Genomic DNA, 17,770 nt, shown 5'->3' on the forward strand with positions numbered 1-17,770 from the left:
ACGGTGGTTAAACATCATCAGGAGCGAAATGATAATGTTGTTGCGCAAAATAAAAAAGCGCGTCACGACTACTCGATCGAAGAAACCTATGAAGCTGGGATTGTTTTGACGGGCACTGAGATTAAATCAATCCGGGACAAGCGTGTGAATCTCCGAGATGGATTTGCCCAAATTCGGAACGGTGAAGCGTGGTTAATGAATGTGCATATCAGTTTATATGATCAAGGAAACCAGTTTAACCATGATCCTCTCCGAAATCGTAAGTTACTGCTCCATAAAAAGGAACTTCGTAAATTGAGCGGTGAGTTATCAAACAAGGGGATTACCCTTGTACCATTAAAAATGTATATTAAAAATGGGTACGCTAAGGTATTACTTGGTGTGGCTCAAGGAAAGCACGAGTATGATAAACGTGAGACGATTAAACGGCGAGAGCAAAATCGTCAAATCGAACGGGTTATGAAGCATTATTAACCAGAAAATAAAAACACTCATCGGATGTCAAATCTGATGAGTGTTTTTAGATTTCATTAATCAAAGGACTAACCAATACTAGGATTGTCGTTAAAGCGCAGTCCTCTTTTGGTGGGCATTGTGAGTTTATCTGAACGGCGCGCCCAGTGACTGAGCACCCCAGAAATGACGATTGAGATAGGCTCTAGCCGTTCATCTGTAACTTCTAGAATACCAAAAGTTTGACCGCCTTGAGTTTGTGATTGAAAGGAAAAAATGAGCTGTGTACCGTGATATACACGATAACTTTCTTTGAGCATATTCCCGACGATGATCCAATTTAAACCGCGGATATAAATAACTTCCTTAAACACGCCCAGTGATTTTCCGATCACCCCGACTTGTTGATGATCTTGATAGATCGCAAACTTGGGGAGAATTCCCAGTGTCAGTTGGCAAATTTCAGCGAGAAGTTCGCCACTGACGGCGTATAGTGAGAGGACGTCTTGACGCAGTCCCCATTTTCCTACCAATAGGTAGACCGTTTGGTTTTGGTCATCCTTCACGGTTGTTGCACCACGCAGATCACTAGTATGTTGATGAATGTACAGCGTTCGCACTGGAATCCCTCCCTTGGCTACGGTCAAAAAATTACGAATTTACTATGCCTATCTTACCATGTTTTGATTCAATTAACAGAAAATATCCATTTTGAATGTGGATATGCTAGAATAGAACCGAGGTGCTTTGTAATTATGAAACCATTTATTCACAACGATTGGTGGGACGTGTTAGAGCCTGAATTTCAGCAAGCTTACTACGCCCAGCTACACAATTTTTTAAAATCAGAATATCAACATCAGACCATTTATCCAGAGATGCATCATATTTTTGAAGCGTTTAACTGGACACCCTTTAGTGACGTTAAAGTGGTTATTTTAGGTCAGGATCCGTACCATGGTCCTCACCAGGCCCATGGTCTTAGCTTTTCTGTGTTACCTGGCGTTCAAATTCCGCCGTCCTTACAAAACATTTATAAGGAATTACAAAATGATCTTGGTTATCCGCCGGTCAAACATGGCTATTTGGAAAAGTGGGCCAAGCAGGGGGTCTTATTACTCAACTCCGTTTTGACAGTTCGCGATGGTCAAGCATTTTCTCATCGCGCTAAGGGATGGGAGAAACTGACTGATGCTGCGATTCATGCACTCTCGGTACGATCGCAACCGGTCGTATTTATTTTATGGGGAAAAGCAGCGCAGTCTAAGATCAACCTGATTAATACTGATACAAATATTGTGTTGCAATCACCACATCCGAGCCCGCTTTCGGCTAATCGTGGATTCTTTGGTTCCCGTCCATTTTCAAAAACTAACGAAGCCCTTGTAGCGATGGGAGAGACGCCAATTGATTGGCAACTGCCGGAAACGGTGTCGGTTGAAGATACGCATGATGTGATTTAATTAATTGGAGGCGCAAGTTATGGATTTATTTGCAGACTTAGCATCAAAGGTAAAAGGACAAAACAAGACGTTAGTATTTCCTGAAGGTGAAGACGAACGAATTCAGGGTGCAGCAGTTCGATTGAAAAAAGATGGTCTAGTAATCCCTGTTTTATTGGGTGATCAAGCTCAAATTGAAGCTAATGCAGCACAAAATGGATTTGATTTAACTGGTATTCAAATCATTGATCCAAAGACTTATCCCGCAGATAAGCAACAAGTCATGTTAGACGCGCTGGTAGCTCGTCGTAAAGGGAAAAATACCCCTGAACAAGCAGCTAAGATGCTTGAAGATGTGAGTTACTTTGGGACCATGTTAGTCTACTTAAATGAGGTGGATGGCATGGTTTCGGGTGCGGTTCATGCGACTGGTGATACGGTGCGGCCGGCACTTCAGATTGTGAAAACAAAGCCCGGCAATAAACGCATTAGTGGCGCTTTTGTCATGCAAAAAGGTGATCAGCGGTTACTCTTTGCTGACTGTGCCATTAATATTGAATTAGATGCGCCAACGATGGCAGAAGTTGCTGTCCAAAGTGCACATACGGCACAGCTCTTTGGCATCGATCCACGTGTGGCACTCCTAAGCTTTTCGACAAAGGGATCTGCAAAGGGTGACATGGTTACTAAAGTGGCTGAGGCAACTGATTTGGCCCATGAACTGGCGCCTGACTTGGATTTGGACGGTGAACTGCAGTTTGATGCTGCATTTGTCGAAAGTGTTGGTGCGAAGAAAGCGCCTGAATCAAAGGTGGCTGGTCATGCGAACGTCTTCGTTTTCCCAGACTTACAATCAGGAAACATTGGTTATAAAATTGCACAACGCCTTGGTGGATTTGAAGCAATCGGACCTATTTTACAAGGATTGAATGCGCCAATTTCGGATTTGTCACGTGGTGCTAATGAAGAAGACGTCTATAAAGTATCGTTGGTTACTGCAGCACAGGCATTAGATTAAAAAAATAAAGTATGGTGAAAAAATGCGAATAACGGTAGAGAATCGAGAACAAACAATGCAGCTCGGACAACAAATTGGGAAATTGGTAATGGCTGGGGATGTCATTGTTTTGAGTGGTGATCTGGGTGCTGGAAAGACAACCTTTACGAAGGGGCTAGCGCTGGGATTGGAGATCGATGAAACTATCAAGAGTCCCACTTTTACGATTATTCGCGAGTATCAGAATGGGCGTTTGCCCCTGTATCATATGGATGTTTATCGTCTGGAAAATGGCGGTGGTAGTGATTTGGGGTTAGAAGAGTATTTTGATGGTGACGGGGTCAGCGTGGTCGAGTGGGCCCAGTTTGTGGCCGATGAGCTTCCGGCTCAGTTTTTAGAAGTTCGTTTTGAGCGAACCGAAATTGATGATGTTCGGCGACTAGAATTGATTGCACACGGGCCTCATTTTGAACAAATTCTGCAACAAGTTGGTGGCAACCGTGAACAATGAGACTGATGTTTATTTAGATGTTGCGCACCAAGAAGATGCAGCTGCCATTTTGGCGATGCTGAGACTCTTGCAAGTTGAATCGGATACGTTTACGATTTCTCCAGAGTTTGCTACCTTAACCGTGGATACTGAAGCAACGAACATTGCCCAAATAGGACAAACAACCGATAATTTAATTTTGATTGCGTGGTTGGATCAAACCCCAATCGGAATTGTAACAGTTTCGCGAGTTCCTAATGCGACGGTCGGAGAACTCGGAATTGCAGTTCGTAAAGCATACTGGCACCAAGGGTTAGGGACGGCCCTCATGCAAGAGGCCTTGAATTGGGGACAGCATTATAGTACCTTGGATGGCCTTATGCTTGAGGTATTGGCAAGCAACCAGCACGCAATTCAGTTGTACCAAAAAACAGGTTTTGAATTGATGACCGAAATAAGCATTAATCGAGATCAGGTTCAACTACCGGCACTCAAAATGGAAATTAAATTTTAACAGCAAACGGCACTGACTAAACTAGTTTTAACTGGTTTAATCAGTGCCGTTGTTTTTTAGAAAGGTTTAATAAATGGTTTTAATGGTTCAAATCCGAAATGTTGGGACTGGTAGATTAGAATATTGGCGCATGCCTGACAATCATCTAGGGCGTTGTGATGATGTTCTAGTTCAATATCTAATTCTCGACAAACCGTGTTTAATTTGTAGTTTTCGTATCCTGGAAGAAGTTGTCGGGATGTTTTAACTGTGTCGAGCGTTAAATAGTTAATCGCGGGAAGCTGGTAATGTTCTAAGCTTTTACGTAAAACGCTGTTATCGAAGGAAGCATTGTGAGCGACCACTAGTTGTTGTGGGCCGAAAAGATTGCCAATATGCGCCCAAAGTTCGGGGAAGGTGGGCGCGTCTGCAACGTCTTGCTCGTGAATGCCATGAACCTGAATGTTGCGCCAGTTAAATTCATCCTGAGGGTTAATTAATGAATAAAATTCATCCACAATTTGATCGTTGTTCACAATAGTTAGGGCAAGGGAGCAAGCGCTGGCCCGTTTGGCATTTGCCGTTTCAAAATCCATTGCAATAAAGTTCATTGTCGTTCTCCATTATGTTAAAGACTAAGATCAGTGACTAGTTCGACGGGGCAGTGATCGGATCCAAAAATTTCGTTGTGAATTTTGGCATCCAGAAGATGATCGGTCAAGCTGTTTGAAGTGACGAAGTAGTCGATGCGCCATCCGGCGTTCCGGTCGCGTGCGTGAAACCGGTATGTCCACCACGAATACTGTTCTTTGGCATCGGGGTAAAAGTGCCGGTAGGTATCGACGAACCCACTAGAGAGGAGCGTTGAAAAATCCTGCCGTTCTTCATCAGTAAATCCAGCAGCATGGTGATTGCTTTTGGGATTTTTGAGATCGATTTCGGTGTGGGCGACGTTCAGGTCCCCACAGAAAATGAGTGGCTTGTTCGCGGCGAGCTGCTTAATATAGGCGAGAAAAGCTTCATTCCAACGCTGGCGAAAGGCTAACCGTTTTAGTTGTTGGCCAGAATTGGGGGTGTACGATGTTAGTAGGTAAAACTCGGGATATTCCAATGTGATGACGCGGCCTTCATGGTCAAATTCATCCTCATCAATCCCATAGTGCACTGATAATGGTTCGTGTTTGGTAAAAATAGCAGTCCCAGAATACCCTTTTTTTTCGGCGTAATTCCAGTACTGGTAGTAGCCGGGCAGATCAAGATCAATTTGCCCCTCTTGCAATTTAGTTTCTTGCAGACAGAAAAAGTCTGCATCTAGTTGATTAAATGTATCAATAAAGCCGTGAGTAACTGCGGCACGTAAGCCGTTAACGTTCCACGAAATAAAATTCATGATATTGCCTCCATATTGATGTATTTTAATAGTTATGTGGAAAATAAGCAAAGGAACGATTCTTTTTTCGAACCCCTGTTTCATGTTACAATAATACTAACAATGAAAAAGGATTGAGTAAATTGAGTAACCTAAAAAAAATTGATCAATTATTTCCCGATATTAAGCTGCTGGAGAATGCGTCGCTCGCCGATTATACAAATACTGATACAGGCGGGCCGGCGGATTGGTTGGCCTTTCCAACGAGTGTTGAACAGGTTCAACAGTTAGTTGACTATGCGCAGCAAATTGCACTACCACTCACGGTGATTGGCAATGCTAGCAACCTAATTGTGAGTGATCAGGGAATTGCGGGCTTAGTGATTATTTTAACAGCAATGAACCGCATTGAAATTCAAGAAAATCGTATTACCGCACAAGCTGGTGCACCCATTATTGCGGTGAGCGAAGCGGCCTGTAAAGCACGACTAACGGGCTTGGAATTTGCGGCTGGGATTCCTGGTAGTGTTGGGGGAGCCGTGTTTATGAACGCCGGCGCCTACGGTGGTGAAACCAAAGATGTCATTGTCAGTGCGACCGTCATGACTCGCGAGGGTGTGATTGAGACGCTGACCAACGAGCAACTTGAGTTTGGTTACCGACACAGCAGCGTGCAAGATCGGCAGGATATCATTTTGAGCGCACAATTTGATCTAGTGACTGGGGATTATGATACGATCCGGAACCAAATGGATGACTTAAATGCGCGCCGTGCCGCTAAGCAACCCTTAGAATGGCCATCGTGTGGCAGTGTTTTTAAACGCCCCACAGGGTATTTTGCCGGTAAGCTCATTCATGACGCTGGATTACAGGGTTACACATCTGGTGGTGCCCAGGTTTCTAAGAAGCATGCTGGATTTATTATTAACGTTGGTGGTGGAACGGCGACGGATTATGTCGACGTTATTCATCATGTGCAACATGAAGTGTCAAGACAATTTGGAGTACAATTAGAGACGGAAGTCCGAGTGATTGGACGTCAGTAAAATGAGCGGCGTGAAAGCCACTCATTTTTTTCACAGTGTAAAAAAATAAGGAGAGAAAACGTTTGCCGATATTAGAAGCTATTATTTTATTAATCGTTCTGGTGCTGCTATCAAATGTTTGTAGTCACTACATCAAAAAGATCCCAGTTAGCTTAATTCAAATTGCGCTTGGATTATTGGTGGCGCTAATCTTTGCCGTTAAGATTCCGTTGGAGACAGACTGGTTTTTACTGCTGTTTATCGCACCGTTACTGTTTAATGATGGCCGTAAATTTCCCAAACAGGAGTTATGGAAACTGCGAGGCCCAATTTTTGCGAATGCGATTATTTTAGTCTTTGTGACCGCGATTGTTGGGGGCTACTTAATTTATTTATTTGTGCCACGAATTCCATTACCCGTGGCGATCGCGTTAGCCGCAATTTTGTCACCAACGGACCCGGTGGCCGTTCAATCGATTGCCAAACGGGCAAAGTTAGATGATAACATCTTGCACCTCGTGAGTGGTGAGAGCTTGATTAATGATGCCTCAGGGTTGATTGGGTTTAAGTATGCTGTGGCGGCCGTTACAACCGGTTATTTTTCGCTAACGCAGGCAGCGGGAGACTTTTTATATACAGCCGGAATTGGGTTAATTGCCGGGGTAGCAGTGATGTTTGTCATCCAACTGGTACGAGATTTTCTACGCAATCAGGGCATTAACGACGTCATTTTTAACGTTGCGTACAAGATCATGACCCCGTTTGTTGTTTATTTAGTGGTTGAAGAGTTATTTCATGCATCCGGGGTGATTGCGGTGGTTTCGGCCGGAATTGTGTCAAATACGTATTCCAATACGCAAGTGCTGGAGGAAATGCCCGAGTTACTGTTGGTTACCGAAAAGACATGGGACATTATTGTTTATTTACTTAACGGAATTGTCTTTGTGATTCTTGGAATCGAATTACCAATTGCCATGACGGATTCGCTTGAAAGTGGCGACATCAGCAATTGGACCGCATTCTTGGATGTTATTATTGCGTGGTTAGTATTACTTTCGATTCGTGTTATTTGGATTTTAATTTACGAATCTTACCGTAAGTTAAAGGATCATCAACATGTGGTTAGCGTTCGTTCGGCATTCCTAGCTGGAATTTCGGGGGTTCGAGGTGCGATTACGATGGCTGGGGTTTTGTCAGTGCCATTATTGATGGAAAACGGCAAGGCCTTTCCTGAACGGTCATTAATGCTGTTTATCGCGGCGGGCGTCATTATTTTAAGTCTCTTAGTAGCGGCCATTTTATTACCGTTAATTTCGCAGGCTGATTTTTCATTTTTGACGCGGGGCAGTGACCCTGAACAAGAGGATTTAGAAGAAGAAGAACAAGAGGAAGACACGGATCAACGGTATTTAACGGATAGTGAAGCTAAATACTTTTTGATGCAGCTGGCTGTGCAGGCAATTGAAGAGCATCGACGGGAAGAAAATCAGCAGGCAGCCTATGATTTGATGCTGAGCTACCAATTACTCATGCGGCGATTGCAGCTGAAATCACAACCAGATGATGTGCTCCACAAACTACTTGCACAAGAAATGGCCCTGCGGCAAGTGGCCTTTGAAGGTGAGCGTGATGCGCTTATCAAGATGCTAGAGAAAAAATTTATTAATACTGATGAGTATTATGAAGCACTAAAACACATTGACCAGTTGGAAAAACGATTAGCGCATGAATTTAACGCCAAGGATCGTTGGTGGTCGATTAAGCGGCTGTATCTGTGGGGTCATAATCTAGTTGGCTTGGTGAAGTGGTGGCTCGGTTACAATAACATTAATTCAGTCAAACAGAAGCGAATTGATATTGAAACGGCGAAGGCCGCGATTAATGCCCTGTCTAAGCATGTGGCAGTGGCGGCCAAGAACGACGAAGAAGTTAATCGGCAGGCTATTTATCATTTGATCGTCAGTTATCGCAATCGAATTGAGCGCATCAAACATCCTAAACAAAAGAAACAGGAAGTTTATCAACAACAACTTGAAGGTCTTCGAGTTGCAGCATTAGCAGCACAACGAAATGGCATTTTACAACTTGTCGGCCAACAACGAATTACCAAAATGACAGCGCAACGACTACGAACCTATGTGAATTATTCGGAAAATGAAATGCTACTCGTCAGCGAAGACGAGTAGCATTTTGTGCTTGATATCGAATGGTGTACAACAACCAACAAATAACAAGCTGGCAGATGGTTAATAAAATGGTGAACTTGACCATGTTCATGGACCACATGGTGAGAATTTGGTGTGTAAACCATGTTGGTGTAAGCAAGATATAAAGGGAGTGGATTCTGAGAAATCGCCCCATATAGATGCCAATACTACTCAACAGGCACATGACCACGATAAATCCCCATGCGGAAAATCGAAGTTTGGGGAGCAAGAGCTTCTGCAGGCGAATACTAAAATCAATCATTTGATTCATGGCAATTAAAGTACAGCTCAGGGCACTTGTGAGCAGGAGTGAGAAGTTGAACCAAATTGTGGGATCAGATTTAAGGAGTCCTGAATTGCCAATATGGGGATTCAGCAGTGCTAAGTGGAAGAGGTCGGTGAGCAGATAGGGGGCATTCGGATAAAAGAGCAACCAAATAATGGTCACCAACCAAAAAAAGAGCGATTTTGAAGAGTTAGTGCGTTGTAGATGAAATCCCAGTTCAATGGGAATATATCCTAAAATAGTGTTTAAAATTAAAAAGTTAAAGGGTGATTTGGCAAATAGTAGTAGGAAAATCATTAAAATCAGAAAAAAGAATCGAATTTGCCAGTTAATGGTTACTTTATGCATAAAACTCCTCCTCATACTCATCTAGCTTAACAAAAAAATAGGTAATAAAAACCGATGTGATTACTTTTATGAATAAATTAATAAATAGGAAACGATGTTTTTTTTAAACTTAATTGGTGACATGCTATAATGTTAACTGAGTTTGGTTTGGAGGTAGTGCTATGGCATTTAGTTGGAGCTCACTACTCACGTGGCAGAACTTGATCCACCTAGTAGATATCTTGGTGGTCTGGTTTTTAATCTATGAATTGATTATGATGTTGCGTGGAACGCGAGCAGTACAGCTGTTCCGTGGAATCATCGTGATCATCATCGTTAAGTTGGTGAGTTGGTACGTTGGTTTAGGGACAGTTTCTTGGATCATGGATCAAATTATTAACTGGGGGGTGATCGCGATTGTGGTCATCTTTCAACCGGAAATTCGAAGAGGACTTGAGCATCTTGGTCGCGGAACGTTACTGACCCGAAATCGGCACGAAAATGAGGAAGAAGAGGCTCTGATTAATCAGTTAGACCAAGCCCTTCAATACATGTCGAAGCGCCGAATCGGGGCATTAATTACGATTCAGATGGAAACGGGATTAGAGGAGTACATTGAAACTGGAATTCCGATGGATGCCGAAGTTTCTGGGGCACTATTAATTAACACGTTTATTCCAAATACCCCGCTACATGATGGGGCTGTGATCATCAAGAATAATCGCATTGCGGTTGCCGCTGCGTATTTACCGTTGTCTGAAAGTAATCTGATTCCTAAAGAGTTGGGTACCCGGCACCGCGCAGCTGTCGGGATTAGTGAAGTCACCGATGCACTCACGATTGTGATTTCCGAGGAAACTGGAGAGATTTCAATTACGAAGAACAACGAATTACTACGGAGCATGGATCGCGAGGCTTATTTGAAGTTCTTACGTGATCAGCTGTATGTTAAGGAAACCGAAAGTCGAAATGCAGTTACTGAGTTTTTCGAGGGCTTCTTTAACAAAGGAGGGTCGCGGAATGCAAAAAAATAATAAACCGCAAAATCCATTTAACTCCCGGTGGTTTTTCAGAATCAGTGCGCTTGTTTTAGCCGTACTCCTTTTCATCTATGTCAATGGAGAAAAACTTGGCAATACGCATAAAACGGAGCTAAATACGGAAACAACGTCATTAACCTCAACCAAGAAAAAAACGTTGACGATGCCACTAGATTTAACAGTGGATAGTGATCGTTATATCGTATCCGGATATCCCAAGAATGTGAAGGTTACGGTATCAGGTCCCGCGGCATTGGTGACAGCAACGGCGAATACACAGAATTTTAAGGTATATGCTGACTTGAGTTCATTGGGACCGGGCAAACATGTTGTGAAACCAAAACAGACGGGACTGAACAATGATTTAACGTATCATTTTAAGCCTAAACAGTTTACGGTACTCATTCAGTCACGGAAGACGGAATCAATGGCCGTTCAGACGAAAGTGGATACTTCTCAGCTAGCCGATGGTTATAAGGCGGGGAAAGCTACCACTTCAATGGACAATGTCCAAATTACCGGTGCCATTGCCGAAGTTAATAAGGTCGATCATGTCGTCGCATCTGTTAGCTTGTCAAAGAAAGACAAGACAAATATTTCTAAGCAGGTCACTTTACAGGCCGTTGATAAGAATGGCAATACGGTCAATGTCGTGATTACACCACAAACGACTACGATCAAGATTCCGATTAGCAAACAAAATAGTGCAGCTGGTTCAAGTAGCAGTTCAAGCAGTGACAGTGGCCATAGTACTACAAGTGATAATAGCGATAATGACAGTAGCAGTAGTAGTGATCAGAGTAGCAGCAATAGTAACAGCAGTGAGGATAGTCATTCATCAATAAGCAGTAGTTCAACCTCGAATTAGTTGATACTTCATTTTATTAAAAAGAAAAGGAACGTAAAAACATTATGGAATTAAAGTATTTTGGAACTGACGGCGTTAGAGGCGTAGCAAACGAGGACTTAAGTCCAGAATTGGCGTTTAAGTTGGGACGTACCGGAGGATATGTGTTAACACAACATTCGCAACGAAAACAACCACAAGTGTTGGTTTCACGCGACACACGAATTTCGGGAGAGATGCTGGAGAGTGCACTAATTGCGGGACTCCTATCGGTCGGAATTGAAGTATTGAGACTAGGAATTGTCACGACCCCTGGTGTGGCCTATCTAGTTCGCGCTCAGGAAGCCGATGCGGGTGTCATGTTGACTGCGTCACACAATCCAATTCAATATAATGGTATTAAGTTCTTTGGCAATGATGGCTTCAAGTTATCTGATGAAATGGAAGCTGAGATTGAAGTGCTTTTGGACAAGCCTGGCGATGACCTACCACGGCCAAGTGCACAAGGTCTCGGGCGCGTTTCGGATTATCATGAGGGTGCGTTGCGTTATACCCAATTCCTCGAGCAGACCCTGTCAGACAATTTGTCTGGATTAAAGGTGGCCGTGGATGCTGCTAATGGGGCAACAAGCGGCTTTGTTTCTTCGTTGCTTGCTGACATGGACGTTGATTTTGAAACAATTGGAACGTCACCTGATGGGTTAAATACGAATTTAAACTGTGGTTCAACCCATCCTGAGGCATTACAAAAATTCGTGGTTGAGCAGGGTGCCCAAGTGGGAATTGCTTTTGATGGTGATGGCGATCGGTGTATTGCGGTTGATGAAAAGGGTGAAATTGTCAATGGTGACAAGATCATGTATATTTGTGGCCGATACATGGATCAACGAGGCCGTCTAAAGAAGAGCACGGTGGTGACGACCGTTATGAGTAATCTGGGGATGTACAAGGCGCTTGAGAAAGCGGGAATGACCAGTGTTAAGACCAAGGTCGGAGATCGCTACGTTGTTGAGGAAATGGTTAAGAATGGCTATAACCTCGGTGGTGAACAATCAGGGCATATTATATTCTTGGATTTCAATACCACCGGTGATGGGATGTTAACCGCACTTCAATTGTTATCAGTGATCAAGCAAACGGGTAAGCCGTTGTCAGAATTAGCGGCTGAAGTAACTGAATATCCGCAAGAGCTAGTTAACATTGAAGTTAGCGACAAGCAAGCTGCCTTGAAGAATGAAGATTTATTGAACATCATCGCCGAAGTCGAAAAAGACATGGCCGGTGATGGTCGGGTTTTGGTTCGACCAAGTGGAACAGAACCACTTCTGAGAATTATGGCGGAAGCTCCAACAAAAGAGAGTGTTCATCAGTACGTTGCGAGAATTGCTGAGGTTGCCAAAAAGGTTCTTAAATAGGGTTAAAACAAGTGTTTTGTCGGTTAATTCTGACAGAACACTTTTTTACTAGTAAAAAAGTTACCATCGTTATAGACCAATTTATCAATCCGTTGACATTGATGATAAATATCTTTATTATATGTAGTTGTCAAGTGTTATAAAATTAACTTTACGATCTATACCAATTAACGACTCAAACCAATTATTTTACGAAAAAAGGATGGTAAGCATAATGTGCGGAATTGTTGGTGTTACCGGAACAAAGCAAAGCGTATCTGTACTTATTGAAGGCCTCGAACGGCTTGAATATCGTGGATATGATTCAGCAGGGATTTATGTAAATGATCAAACTGGAAATGACTACCTCGTTAAAAGAGTGGGCCGGATTTCTAATTTAAAAAATGCCCTGACTGATGACATTGCGGGGACGGCAGGAATTGGCCACACACGTTGGGCAACTCATGGGGTTCCGAGCGAAGTCAATGCGCATCCACAATTTTCAGCTGACGAGCGCTTTTACTTAGTTCACAACGGTGTGATCGAAAACTTTGAACAATTAAAGCAGGAATACCTTGCTGATGTTAACTTTGTCAGTCAAACTGATACCGAAGTAATTGCCCAATTGATTGATCGGTTTGTCGTTGACTACAAGATGGATACTCAATCTGCTTTTCTTAAGGTACTGCACTTAATTAACGATGATTCATCGTACGCTTTTGTGCTGATGGATCGCGAAACACCAGACACGCTTTATGTCGCAAAAAACAAAAGCCCATTACTAGTTGGAATTGGGGATGGGTTCAACTTAGTCGCTTCTGATGCTGTGGCAATGTTGAAACAAACGCATACGTTTATGGAAATTCAAGATAAGGAAGTTGTCATCGTTAAGCCTGATAAGGTGACGATCCATGATTTTGAAGGTAATGAAATGAAGCGTGATACTTTCCGTGTGGATATGGATGCCAGTGCCGCTGATAAGGGAACTTATCCATTCTACATGTTAAAAGAAGTTGACGAACAACCTGCTGTGATGCGTAAATTAGTCCAGGAATATTTGGATGAAGATGGACGTCCCACCATTGAAGCAGGATTATTGAATGAAATGAAAAAAGCCGATCGACTCTATATTATCGGTGCCGGGACCAGCTACCACGCCGGTTTAGTTGGAGCCAGAATGTTTGAACGATTGACTAAGATTCCAACACAAGTCTTTATTTCATCTGAATTTGCTTATGAACAACCAATTATGTCTGAAAAGCCATTCTTCATTTTCTTAACACAAAGTGGAGAAACTGCTGATAGCCGTGAAGTGTTGGTTAATATTAAGAAGCAGGGCTGGCCAAGTTTGACGATTACCAACGTACCAAAGTCCACCTTGTCTCGTGAAGCTTCATATACGTTGTTGTTACATGCCGGACCAGAAATTGCGGTTGCTTCAACGAAGGCCTATACTGCCCAAGTTGCATTACAAGCTATTCTAGCTAAGGCACTGGGTATGACCTGCGATCAGCAAGCAGCCACTGAATTTGATCTTAAGCAACAATTAGGAATTGTTGCGGTGGGGATGCAAGCATTAGTTGACGGCAAGGAAAAATTGGAGTCAATTGCGTCACGGTATTTGTCGGAACCACGAAATGCCTTTTACATTGGCCGAGGAATTGATTGGTCTGTTGCATTGGAATCAGCCTTGAAGTTAAAGGAAATTTCATATGTTCAGGCCGAAGGGTTTGCCTCTGGTGAATTAAAGCACGGCACAATTGCGTTGATTGAAGAACATACGCCAGTAATTGGAATTATTACGCAGGATCGAACAGCTGGGTTGACACGGAGCAACCTACAAGAAGTGGTTTCTCGGGGAGCTAGTGTGTTAACGATTGCGGCTAAACATTTAGCACAGCCAGATGATACGATTGTATTACCAGATGTTGATCCACTATTAACACCTTTGCTGAGTGTGGTACCTGCTCAGTTGCTCGCTTATTACACTAGCTTAGGGAAGGGCTTAGATGTTGATAAGCCACGTAACCTAGCAAAATCGGTAACGGTTCAATAGTTGAACGCTAATTTCTAAATAAGATAGTACTTTAAAATATACACAAAGACGGTCCTGGTTTATACAAATCAGAATCGTCTTTTTTTATAAAATCGCAAGAAATAATTGGAATTTAGTAAATTTTTACTATTTTTTCGAAAAAAGTTTTGAAGTCATTAAATCCTATCACCAAGGGCGTTTGCGAAAATAATTTACATGTTTTTGCAAGAATCAATTAAATTTTTTACATTTTTCTGTTGAAATTTGAAAGCGTTTTGCTATAATTGGCCGTATTGCGAAACGATCTTTAGAGTGATATTTAGAAGGAGAAAAAACATGCAATTTCTTGTCTTATTGTTAGGAATTATCTTTTTGCTGTTCCTAATCATTAAATTTAAAATGAACACGTTTGTGTCATTAATTGTAACTTCAATTTTGGTAGCGATTTTATTGGGGATGAACCCAGCACAAATTGCGGTGTCAATCAAAAACGGGATTGGGAGTTCGTTAGGTGAACTTGCCATTGTCTTCGGGTTTGGTGCCATGATTGGTCGATTGGTATCAGATGCCGGTGGATCGTACCGTATCGCGAAAACATTAATTGATATGTTTGGTAAAAAACGGCTTCAAATTGCCGTTGTGGTTGCTTCGTTTATCATCGGGATGTCGATGTTCTTCGAAGTTGGGCTAGTTCTTTTGATTCCGATTGTCTTTTCAATTGCACTGGAAGCAGAAGTACCAATGCTTTATCTTGGAATTTCAATGGCTGCTGCATTGTCTGCAACCCAAGGATTTTTACCACCACAACCAGCACCAACTGCCGTTGCATCGGCTTTAGGTGCCCCAATTGGGAAGGTATTGATGATCGGGATTATTGTTGCAATTCCGTGTGTGATCGTTGCCGGACCATTATTTACTAAGTTGGCGCAAATGTATGCACCATCTGCATTTACAATTAAGAAATCATTACCCGGAATTACTGTTAAGAAATACAAGCTGGAAGAAACGCCAGGCTTTGGTATTTCAGCTTTAACATCACTTTTCCCAGTTATTTTCATGATTATTGCCACAATTTATTCGATTGCGTTTGAGGGTGGCGAAACACCAACTCATCCTCATGGCTTTGCTGCTTTCGTAACATTAGTTGGGAATCCAATGATTGCGATGGTAATTGCATTGCTGTTTGCAATGTGGTCAATGGGCTTCCATCGTGGTAAGACGATGTCAGATATCAGTGGTTCAATCGGTGATGCTGTTAAGTCAATTGCTATGTTGCTCTTAGTTATCGGTGGTGGTGCTGCCTTCAAACAAGTTTTGATTGATGGTGGTGTTGGTAAAGCGGTTCAACAATTGATGGCCAATGTTAACCTATCACCAATTATCTTAGCATGGGTAATCACTGTAATTCTGCGAATCTCACTGGGATCAGCAACCGTTGCTGGGATGACAGCTTCTGGTCTTGTGATTCCATTGATGCAATCAACAGGTGCGGATCCTGTCATGATTGCGTTGGCAATTGGTGCCGGCTCACTGGCCGCATCACATGTTAACGATGCTGGATTCTGGATGGTTAAGGAATACTTCGAACTTAGTGTTAAACAAACGTTCCAGATTTGGACGGTGTTGGAAACTTTGATTTCGATCACCGGACTGTTAATGGTCCTATTCTTGAACTTAATTTTGCATTAATAAATGCGTTAAAAAGACTTCTTTTGGTTAATTTGTCGACCAAAAGAGGTCTTTTTAGTTGCCGTTAGTCAGGGACTGTAAGGGAAGTAGGCACGTCAGTCGTTGGAGTTGCTTAAATTACTGAATCAAATTATAATTGGACTATACCATATAGGGGTGTGAGCGTAATGAAAATTTGGATTGTAAAGACGCCAGTTGAGGGAGCTAATAAGGGAGTTGCGATGATTCAACAAACACTCAAAGATTGTCATGAACAGGTAGTATTTGGGTTAGCAACGGGAGGAACACCACAGACTCTTTATCGCTTACTTAGCGCAAGTCAGTTAGATTTCAGCCGGTGTATTGCAATTAATCTCGATGAATACGTTGGTCTTGATCAAGAAAATCCACAAAGCTATGCATATTATATGAACCGTCATCTGTTTAGTAAAAAGCCATTTCAGCAAACCTTCATTCCGAATGGTATGAATCGAAATGCGACGGTGGAGACGCAGCGGTATGATCAAATACTTGACCGGTATCCAATCGACTTACAAATTCTGGGACTCGGTCAAAATGGGCACATTGGGTTTAATGAACCAGGAACGCCGTTTGAGAGTACCACCCACGAGGTTCAGTTAACGGAGTCGACGATTGCGGCGAATGCGCGCTTTTTTGCACAATCCACTGATGTTCCGCGATCTGCGTACTCAATGGGAATTAAATCAATTATGGCTGCTAAACAGATTATTATCATGGCGTATGGCAAAGCAAAAGCAGCAGCTGTGAAAAAGCTGGTGTTGGGGCCGGTAACGACGGCCGTTCCAGCAAGCATTCTGCAGCAACACCCCAACGTCACACTTATCGTTGATGAAGCGGCAGCTGATCAAATAAAAAAAGAAAAAGTTGAGGATTAGTGTTGACAGCGCTTTCAGTAAGCGGTATTATAATTGACGTAAGGTATTAAGTATTTACCTTCTAATCAATTCTCTTTCTCTCTTATGCCAATCACCGTTTTTCCCGAACGGTGATTTTTTGTGTTTTTGACAAGTATCACTAACTTCTCTAAAATAGAGTGGCAGTTTAGATTGAGGAGGATGAATAATGGCACAGCATGAAGTATTAGACTTGATCGAAGAAATTACACGCGAAGATGGATCAACGTATTTTGAAATTGGTAACATGGTTCAGAATGGACGGGCAGAGCTAGCTGCTGAACGAGGTTTTATTCAAGAAGTGCGCATTTTACAGCTCAATATCCCGCATTCCCAAAATGTTGCAAAATATGAGGACTACGTCAATGAACACTATGTGATGCAAGACGAATCGATGGATCATTGGGATGAATGGAAGAAAACGGAAGAAGCAGAGGAAGTTGTACGAAATATTTTAAAAGAAAACCATATTGCTTAAAAAATGCTTTACAAGTCAGTAAATGATCCTGTATAATAATTGATGTTGTTTAACAACATTGCCCCGTAGTTCAGTGGTAGAATAATTGACTGTTAATCAAGAGGTCGTAGGTTCGAACCCTACCGGGGCAGTTGAAGAAATCAAACGTTTCTTCAAATTTAGTTGATCATGAAATTAGTCTTTGACAATTTTGTGATTTCCGGTTATAATTTCATAGTTATGTGTTTTCATTGCCCCGTAGTTCAGTGGTAGAATAATTGACTGTTAATCAAGAGGTCGTAGGT

18 protein-coding genes and 1 tRNA gene are annotated in these 17,770 nt (G+C 42.4%); 15 read left to right on the forward strand and 4 right to left on the reverse strand.

Annotated elements, in window-relative coordinates; translation table 11 throughout:
• Positions 1-3: 3 nt before the first annotated feature.
• Positions 4-474 carry an SsrA-binding protein SmpB gene (gene smpB, locus FC26_RS11110; RefSeq protein WP_057780662.1) on the forward strand — a complete coding sequence of 157 codons (471 nt, stop codon included), beginning with the start codon at positions 4-6 and terminating at the stop codon, positions 472-474.
• A 68-nt stretch (positions 475-542) separates the two neighbouring features.
• Here the strand turns inward: smpB and FC26_RS11115 are convergent, their stop codons facing one another.
• Positions 543-1,073 carry an LURP-one-related/scramblase family protein gene (locus FC26_RS11115; protein ID WP_057780664.1) on the reverse strand — a complete coding sequence of 177 codons (531 nt, stop codon included), beginning with the start codon at positions 1,071-1,073 and terminating at the stop codon, positions 543-545.
• A 135-nt stretch (positions 1,074-1,208) separates the two neighbouring features.
• Here FC26_RS11115 and FC26_RS11120 point away from each other — a divergent pair, with 135 nt between their 5' ends.
• The 4 genes from FC26_RS11120 to FC26_RS11135 are packed head-to-tail and all read left to right on the forward strand — an operon-like array spanning position 1,209 to position 3,896.
• Complete coding sequence (locus FC26_RS11120) at positions 1,209-1,916, forward strand: uracil-DNA glycosylase (protein ID WP_057780666.1); 708 nt, start codon at positions 1,209-1,211, stop codon at positions 1,914-1,916.
• A gap of 19 nt (positions 1,917-1,935) precedes the next feature.
• On the forward strand, positions 1,936-2,913 hold the full coding sequence (gene pta, locus FC26_RS11125) for a phosphate acetyltransferase (RefSeq protein WP_057780669.1): 978 nt from the start codon (positions 1,936-1,938) through the stop codon (positions 2,911-2,913).
• 22 nt (positions 2,914-2,935) lie between these two features.
• Complete coding sequence (gene tsaE, locus FC26_RS11130; protein ID WP_057780672.1) at positions 2,936-3,403, forward strand: tRNA (adenosine(37)-N6)-threonylcarbamoyltransferase complex ATPase subunit type 1 TsaE; 468 nt, start codon at positions 2,936-2,938, stop codon at positions 3,401-3,403.
• On the forward strand, positions 3,393-3,896 hold the full coding sequence (locus FC26_RS11135) for a GNAT family N-acetyltransferase (protein WP_057780675.1): 504 nt from the start codon (positions 3,393-3,395) through the stop codon (positions 3,894-3,896). The genes tsaE and FC26_RS11135 overlap by 11 nt, the downstream gene beginning before the upstream one ends.
• Positions 3,897-3,952: 56 nt before the next feature.
• Here FC26_RS11135 and FC26_RS11140 read toward each other — a convergent pair whose 3' ends face one another.
• Both FC26_RS11140 and FC26_RS11145 read right to left on the reverse strand, forming a co-directional pair.
• Positions 3,953-4,486 (reverse strand): 3'-5' exonuclease, encoded by a 534-nt coding sequence (locus FC26_RS11140; RefSeq protein WP_057780678.1) that lies wholly within the window; start codon positions 4,484-4,486, stop codon positions 3,953-3,955.
• Between the two features lie 17 nt (positions 4,487-4,503).
• The gene (locus FC26_RS11145) at positions 4,504-5,265 is read right to left on the reverse strand and encodes an exodeoxyribonuclease III (protein ID WP_057780679.1); all 762 of its coding nucleotides are present in this window, start codon (positions 5,263-5,265) and stop codon (positions 4,504-4,506) included.
• 122 nt (positions 5,266-5,387) lie between these two features.
• Between FC26_RS11145 and murB the strand changes: the two genes are divergently transcribed.
• Together murB and FC26_RS11155 are read left to right on the forward strand one after the other, a co-directional pair.
• Positions 5,388-6,290 (forward strand): UDP-N-acetylmuramate dehydrogenase, encoded by a 903-nt coding sequence (murB, locus tag FC26_RS11150; protein WP_083483845.1) that lies wholly within the window; start codon positions 5,388-5,390, stop codon positions 6,288-6,290.
• A gap of 62 nt (positions 6,291-6,352) precedes the next feature.
• On the forward strand, positions 6,353-8,455 hold the full coding sequence (locus FC26_RS11155) for a Na+/H+ antiporter (RefSeq protein ID WP_057780682.1): 2,103 nt from the start codon (positions 6,353-6,355) through the stop codon (positions 8,453-8,455).
• Here the strand turns inward: FC26_RS11155 and FC26_RS11160 are convergent.
• A complete protein-coding gene (locus tag FC26_RS11160; protein WP_057780685.1) occupies positions 8,439-9,110 on the reverse strand; it encodes a DUF1361 domain-containing protein in 672 nt (223 codons plus the stop codon). The genes FC26_RS11155 and FC26_RS11160 overlap by 17 nt on opposite strands.
• A 161-nt stretch (positions 9,111-9,271) precedes the next feature.
• Between FC26_RS11160 and cdaA the strand changes: the two genes are divergently transcribed.
• The 8 genes from cdaA (at position 9,272) to FC26_RS11200 (ending at position 17,617) form a co-directional block, all read left to right on the forward strand.
• Positions 9,272-10,123: a diadenylate cyclase CdaA gene (cdaA, locus tag FC26_RS11165; protein ID WP_057780688.1), complete on the forward strand. Its 852-nt coding sequence runs from the start codon at positions 9,272-9,274 to the stop codon at positions 10,121-10,123.
• Positions 10,110-10,997, forward strand: a complete 888-nt coding sequence (locus tag FC26_RS11170) for a CdaR family protein (RefSeq protein WP_057780691.1) — start codon at positions 10,110-10,112, stop codon at positions 10,995-10,997. Before cdaA ends, FC26_RS11170 begins: the two co-directional genes overlap by 14 nt.
• A 44-nt stretch (positions 10,998-11,041) precedes the next feature.
• On the forward strand, positions 11,042-12,391 hold the full coding sequence (gene glmM / locus FC26_RS11175) for a phosphoglucosamine mutase (RefSeq protein ID WP_057780694.1): 1,350 nt from the start codon (positions 11,042-11,044) through the stop codon (positions 12,389-12,391).
• 214 nt (positions 12,392-12,605) lie between these two features.
• Complete coding sequence (gene glmS / locus FC26_RS11180; RefSeq protein ID WP_057780696.1) at positions 12,606-14,426, forward strand: glutamine--fructose-6-phosphate transaminase (isomerizing); 1,821 nt, start codon at positions 12,606-12,608, stop codon at positions 14,424-14,426.
• A 315-nt stretch (positions 14,427-14,741) separates the two neighbouring features.
• Positions 14,742-16,094 carry a gluconate:H+ symporter gene (locus FC26_RS11185; protein ID WP_057780700.1) on the forward strand — a complete coding sequence of 451 codons (1,353 nt, stop codon included), beginning with the start codon at positions 14,742-14,744 and terminating at the stop codon, positions 16,092-16,094.
• 167 nt (positions 16,095-16,261) lie between these two features.
• Positions 16,262-16,990, forward strand: coding sequence for a glucosamine-6-phosphate deaminase (locus FC26_RS11190; RefSeq protein WP_057780703.1), 729 nt, complete (start codon positions 16,262-16,264; stop codon positions 16,988-16,990).
• 187 nt (positions 16,991-17,177) lie between these two features.
• Entirely contained in the window at positions 17,178-17,486 is a 309-nt protein-coding gene (locus FC26_RS11195; protein ID WP_057780706.1) for a hypothetical protein, read from the forward strand.
• Between the two features lie 59 nt (positions 17,487-17,545).
• A tRNA-Asn gene (locus tag FC26_RS11200) sits at positions 17,546-17,617 on the forward strand.
• Positions 17,618-17,770 lie beyond the last annotated feature (153 nt).

This window comes from Paucilactobacillus vaccinostercus DSM 20634 (assembly GCF_001436295.1).
In the GTDB taxonomy this organism is placed as follows: domain Bacteria; phylum Bacillota; class Bacilli; order Lactobacillales; family Lactobacillaceae; genus Paucilactobacillus; species Paucilactobacillus vaccinostercus.

What these genes read in the sequence shown, in the direction of transcription:
- FC26_RS11120 (WP_057780666.1), top strand. Translation starts at nt 1,209, where the DNA reads ATGAAACCATTTATTCACAACGATTGGTGGGACGTGTTAGAGCCTGAA.
- pta (WP_057780669.1), top strand. Translation starts at nt 1,936, where the DNA reads ATGGATTTATTTGCAGACTTAGCATCAAAGGTAAAAGGACAAAACAAG.
- tsaE (WP_057780672.1), top strand. Translation starts at nt 2,936, where the DNA reads ATGCGAATAACGGTAGAGAATCGAGAACAAACAATGCAGCTCGGACAA.
- FC26_RS11140 (WP_057780678.1), bottom strand. Translation starts at nt 4,486, where the DNA reads ATGAACTTTATTGCAATGGATTTTGAAACGGCAAATGCCAAACGGGCC.
- FC26_RS11145 (WP_057780679.1), bottom strand. Translation starts at nt 5,265, where the DNA reads ATGAATTTTATTTCGTGGAACGTTAACGGCTTACGTGCCGCAGTTACT.
- FC26_RS11160 (WP_057780685.1), bottom strand. Translation starts at nt 9,110, where the DNA reads ATGCATAAAGTAACCATTAACTGGCAAATTCGATTCTTTTTTCTGATT.
- cdaA (WP_057780688.1), top strand. Translation starts at nt 9,272, where the DNA reads ATGGCATTTAGTTGGAGCTCACTACTCACGTGGCAGAACTTGATCCAC.
- FC26_RS11170 (WP_057780691.1), top strand. Translation starts at nt 10,110, where the DNA reads ATGCAAAAAAATAATAAACCGCAAAATCCATTTAACTCCCGGTGGTTT.
- glmM (WP_057780694.1), top strand. Translation starts at nt 11,042, where the DNA reads ATGGAATTAAAGTATTTTGGAACTGACGGCGTTAGAGGCGTAGCAAAC.
- glmS (WP_057780696.1), top strand. Translation starts at nt 12,606, where the DNA reads ATGTGCGGAATTGTTGGTGTTACCGGAACAAAGCAAAGCGTATCTGTA.
- FC26_RS11185 (WP_057780700.1), top strand. Translation starts at nt 14,742, where the DNA reads ATGCAATTTCTTGTCTTATTGTTAGGAATTATCTTTTTGCTGTTCCTA.
- FC26_RS11190 (WP_057780703.1), top strand. Translation starts at nt 16,262, where the DNA reads ATGAAAATTTGGATTGTAAAGACGCCAGTTGAGGGAGCTAATAAGGGA.
- FC26_RS11195 (WP_057780706.1), top strand. Translation starts at nt 17,178, where the DNA reads ATGGCACAGCATGAAGTATTAGACTTGATCGAAGAAATTACACGCGAA.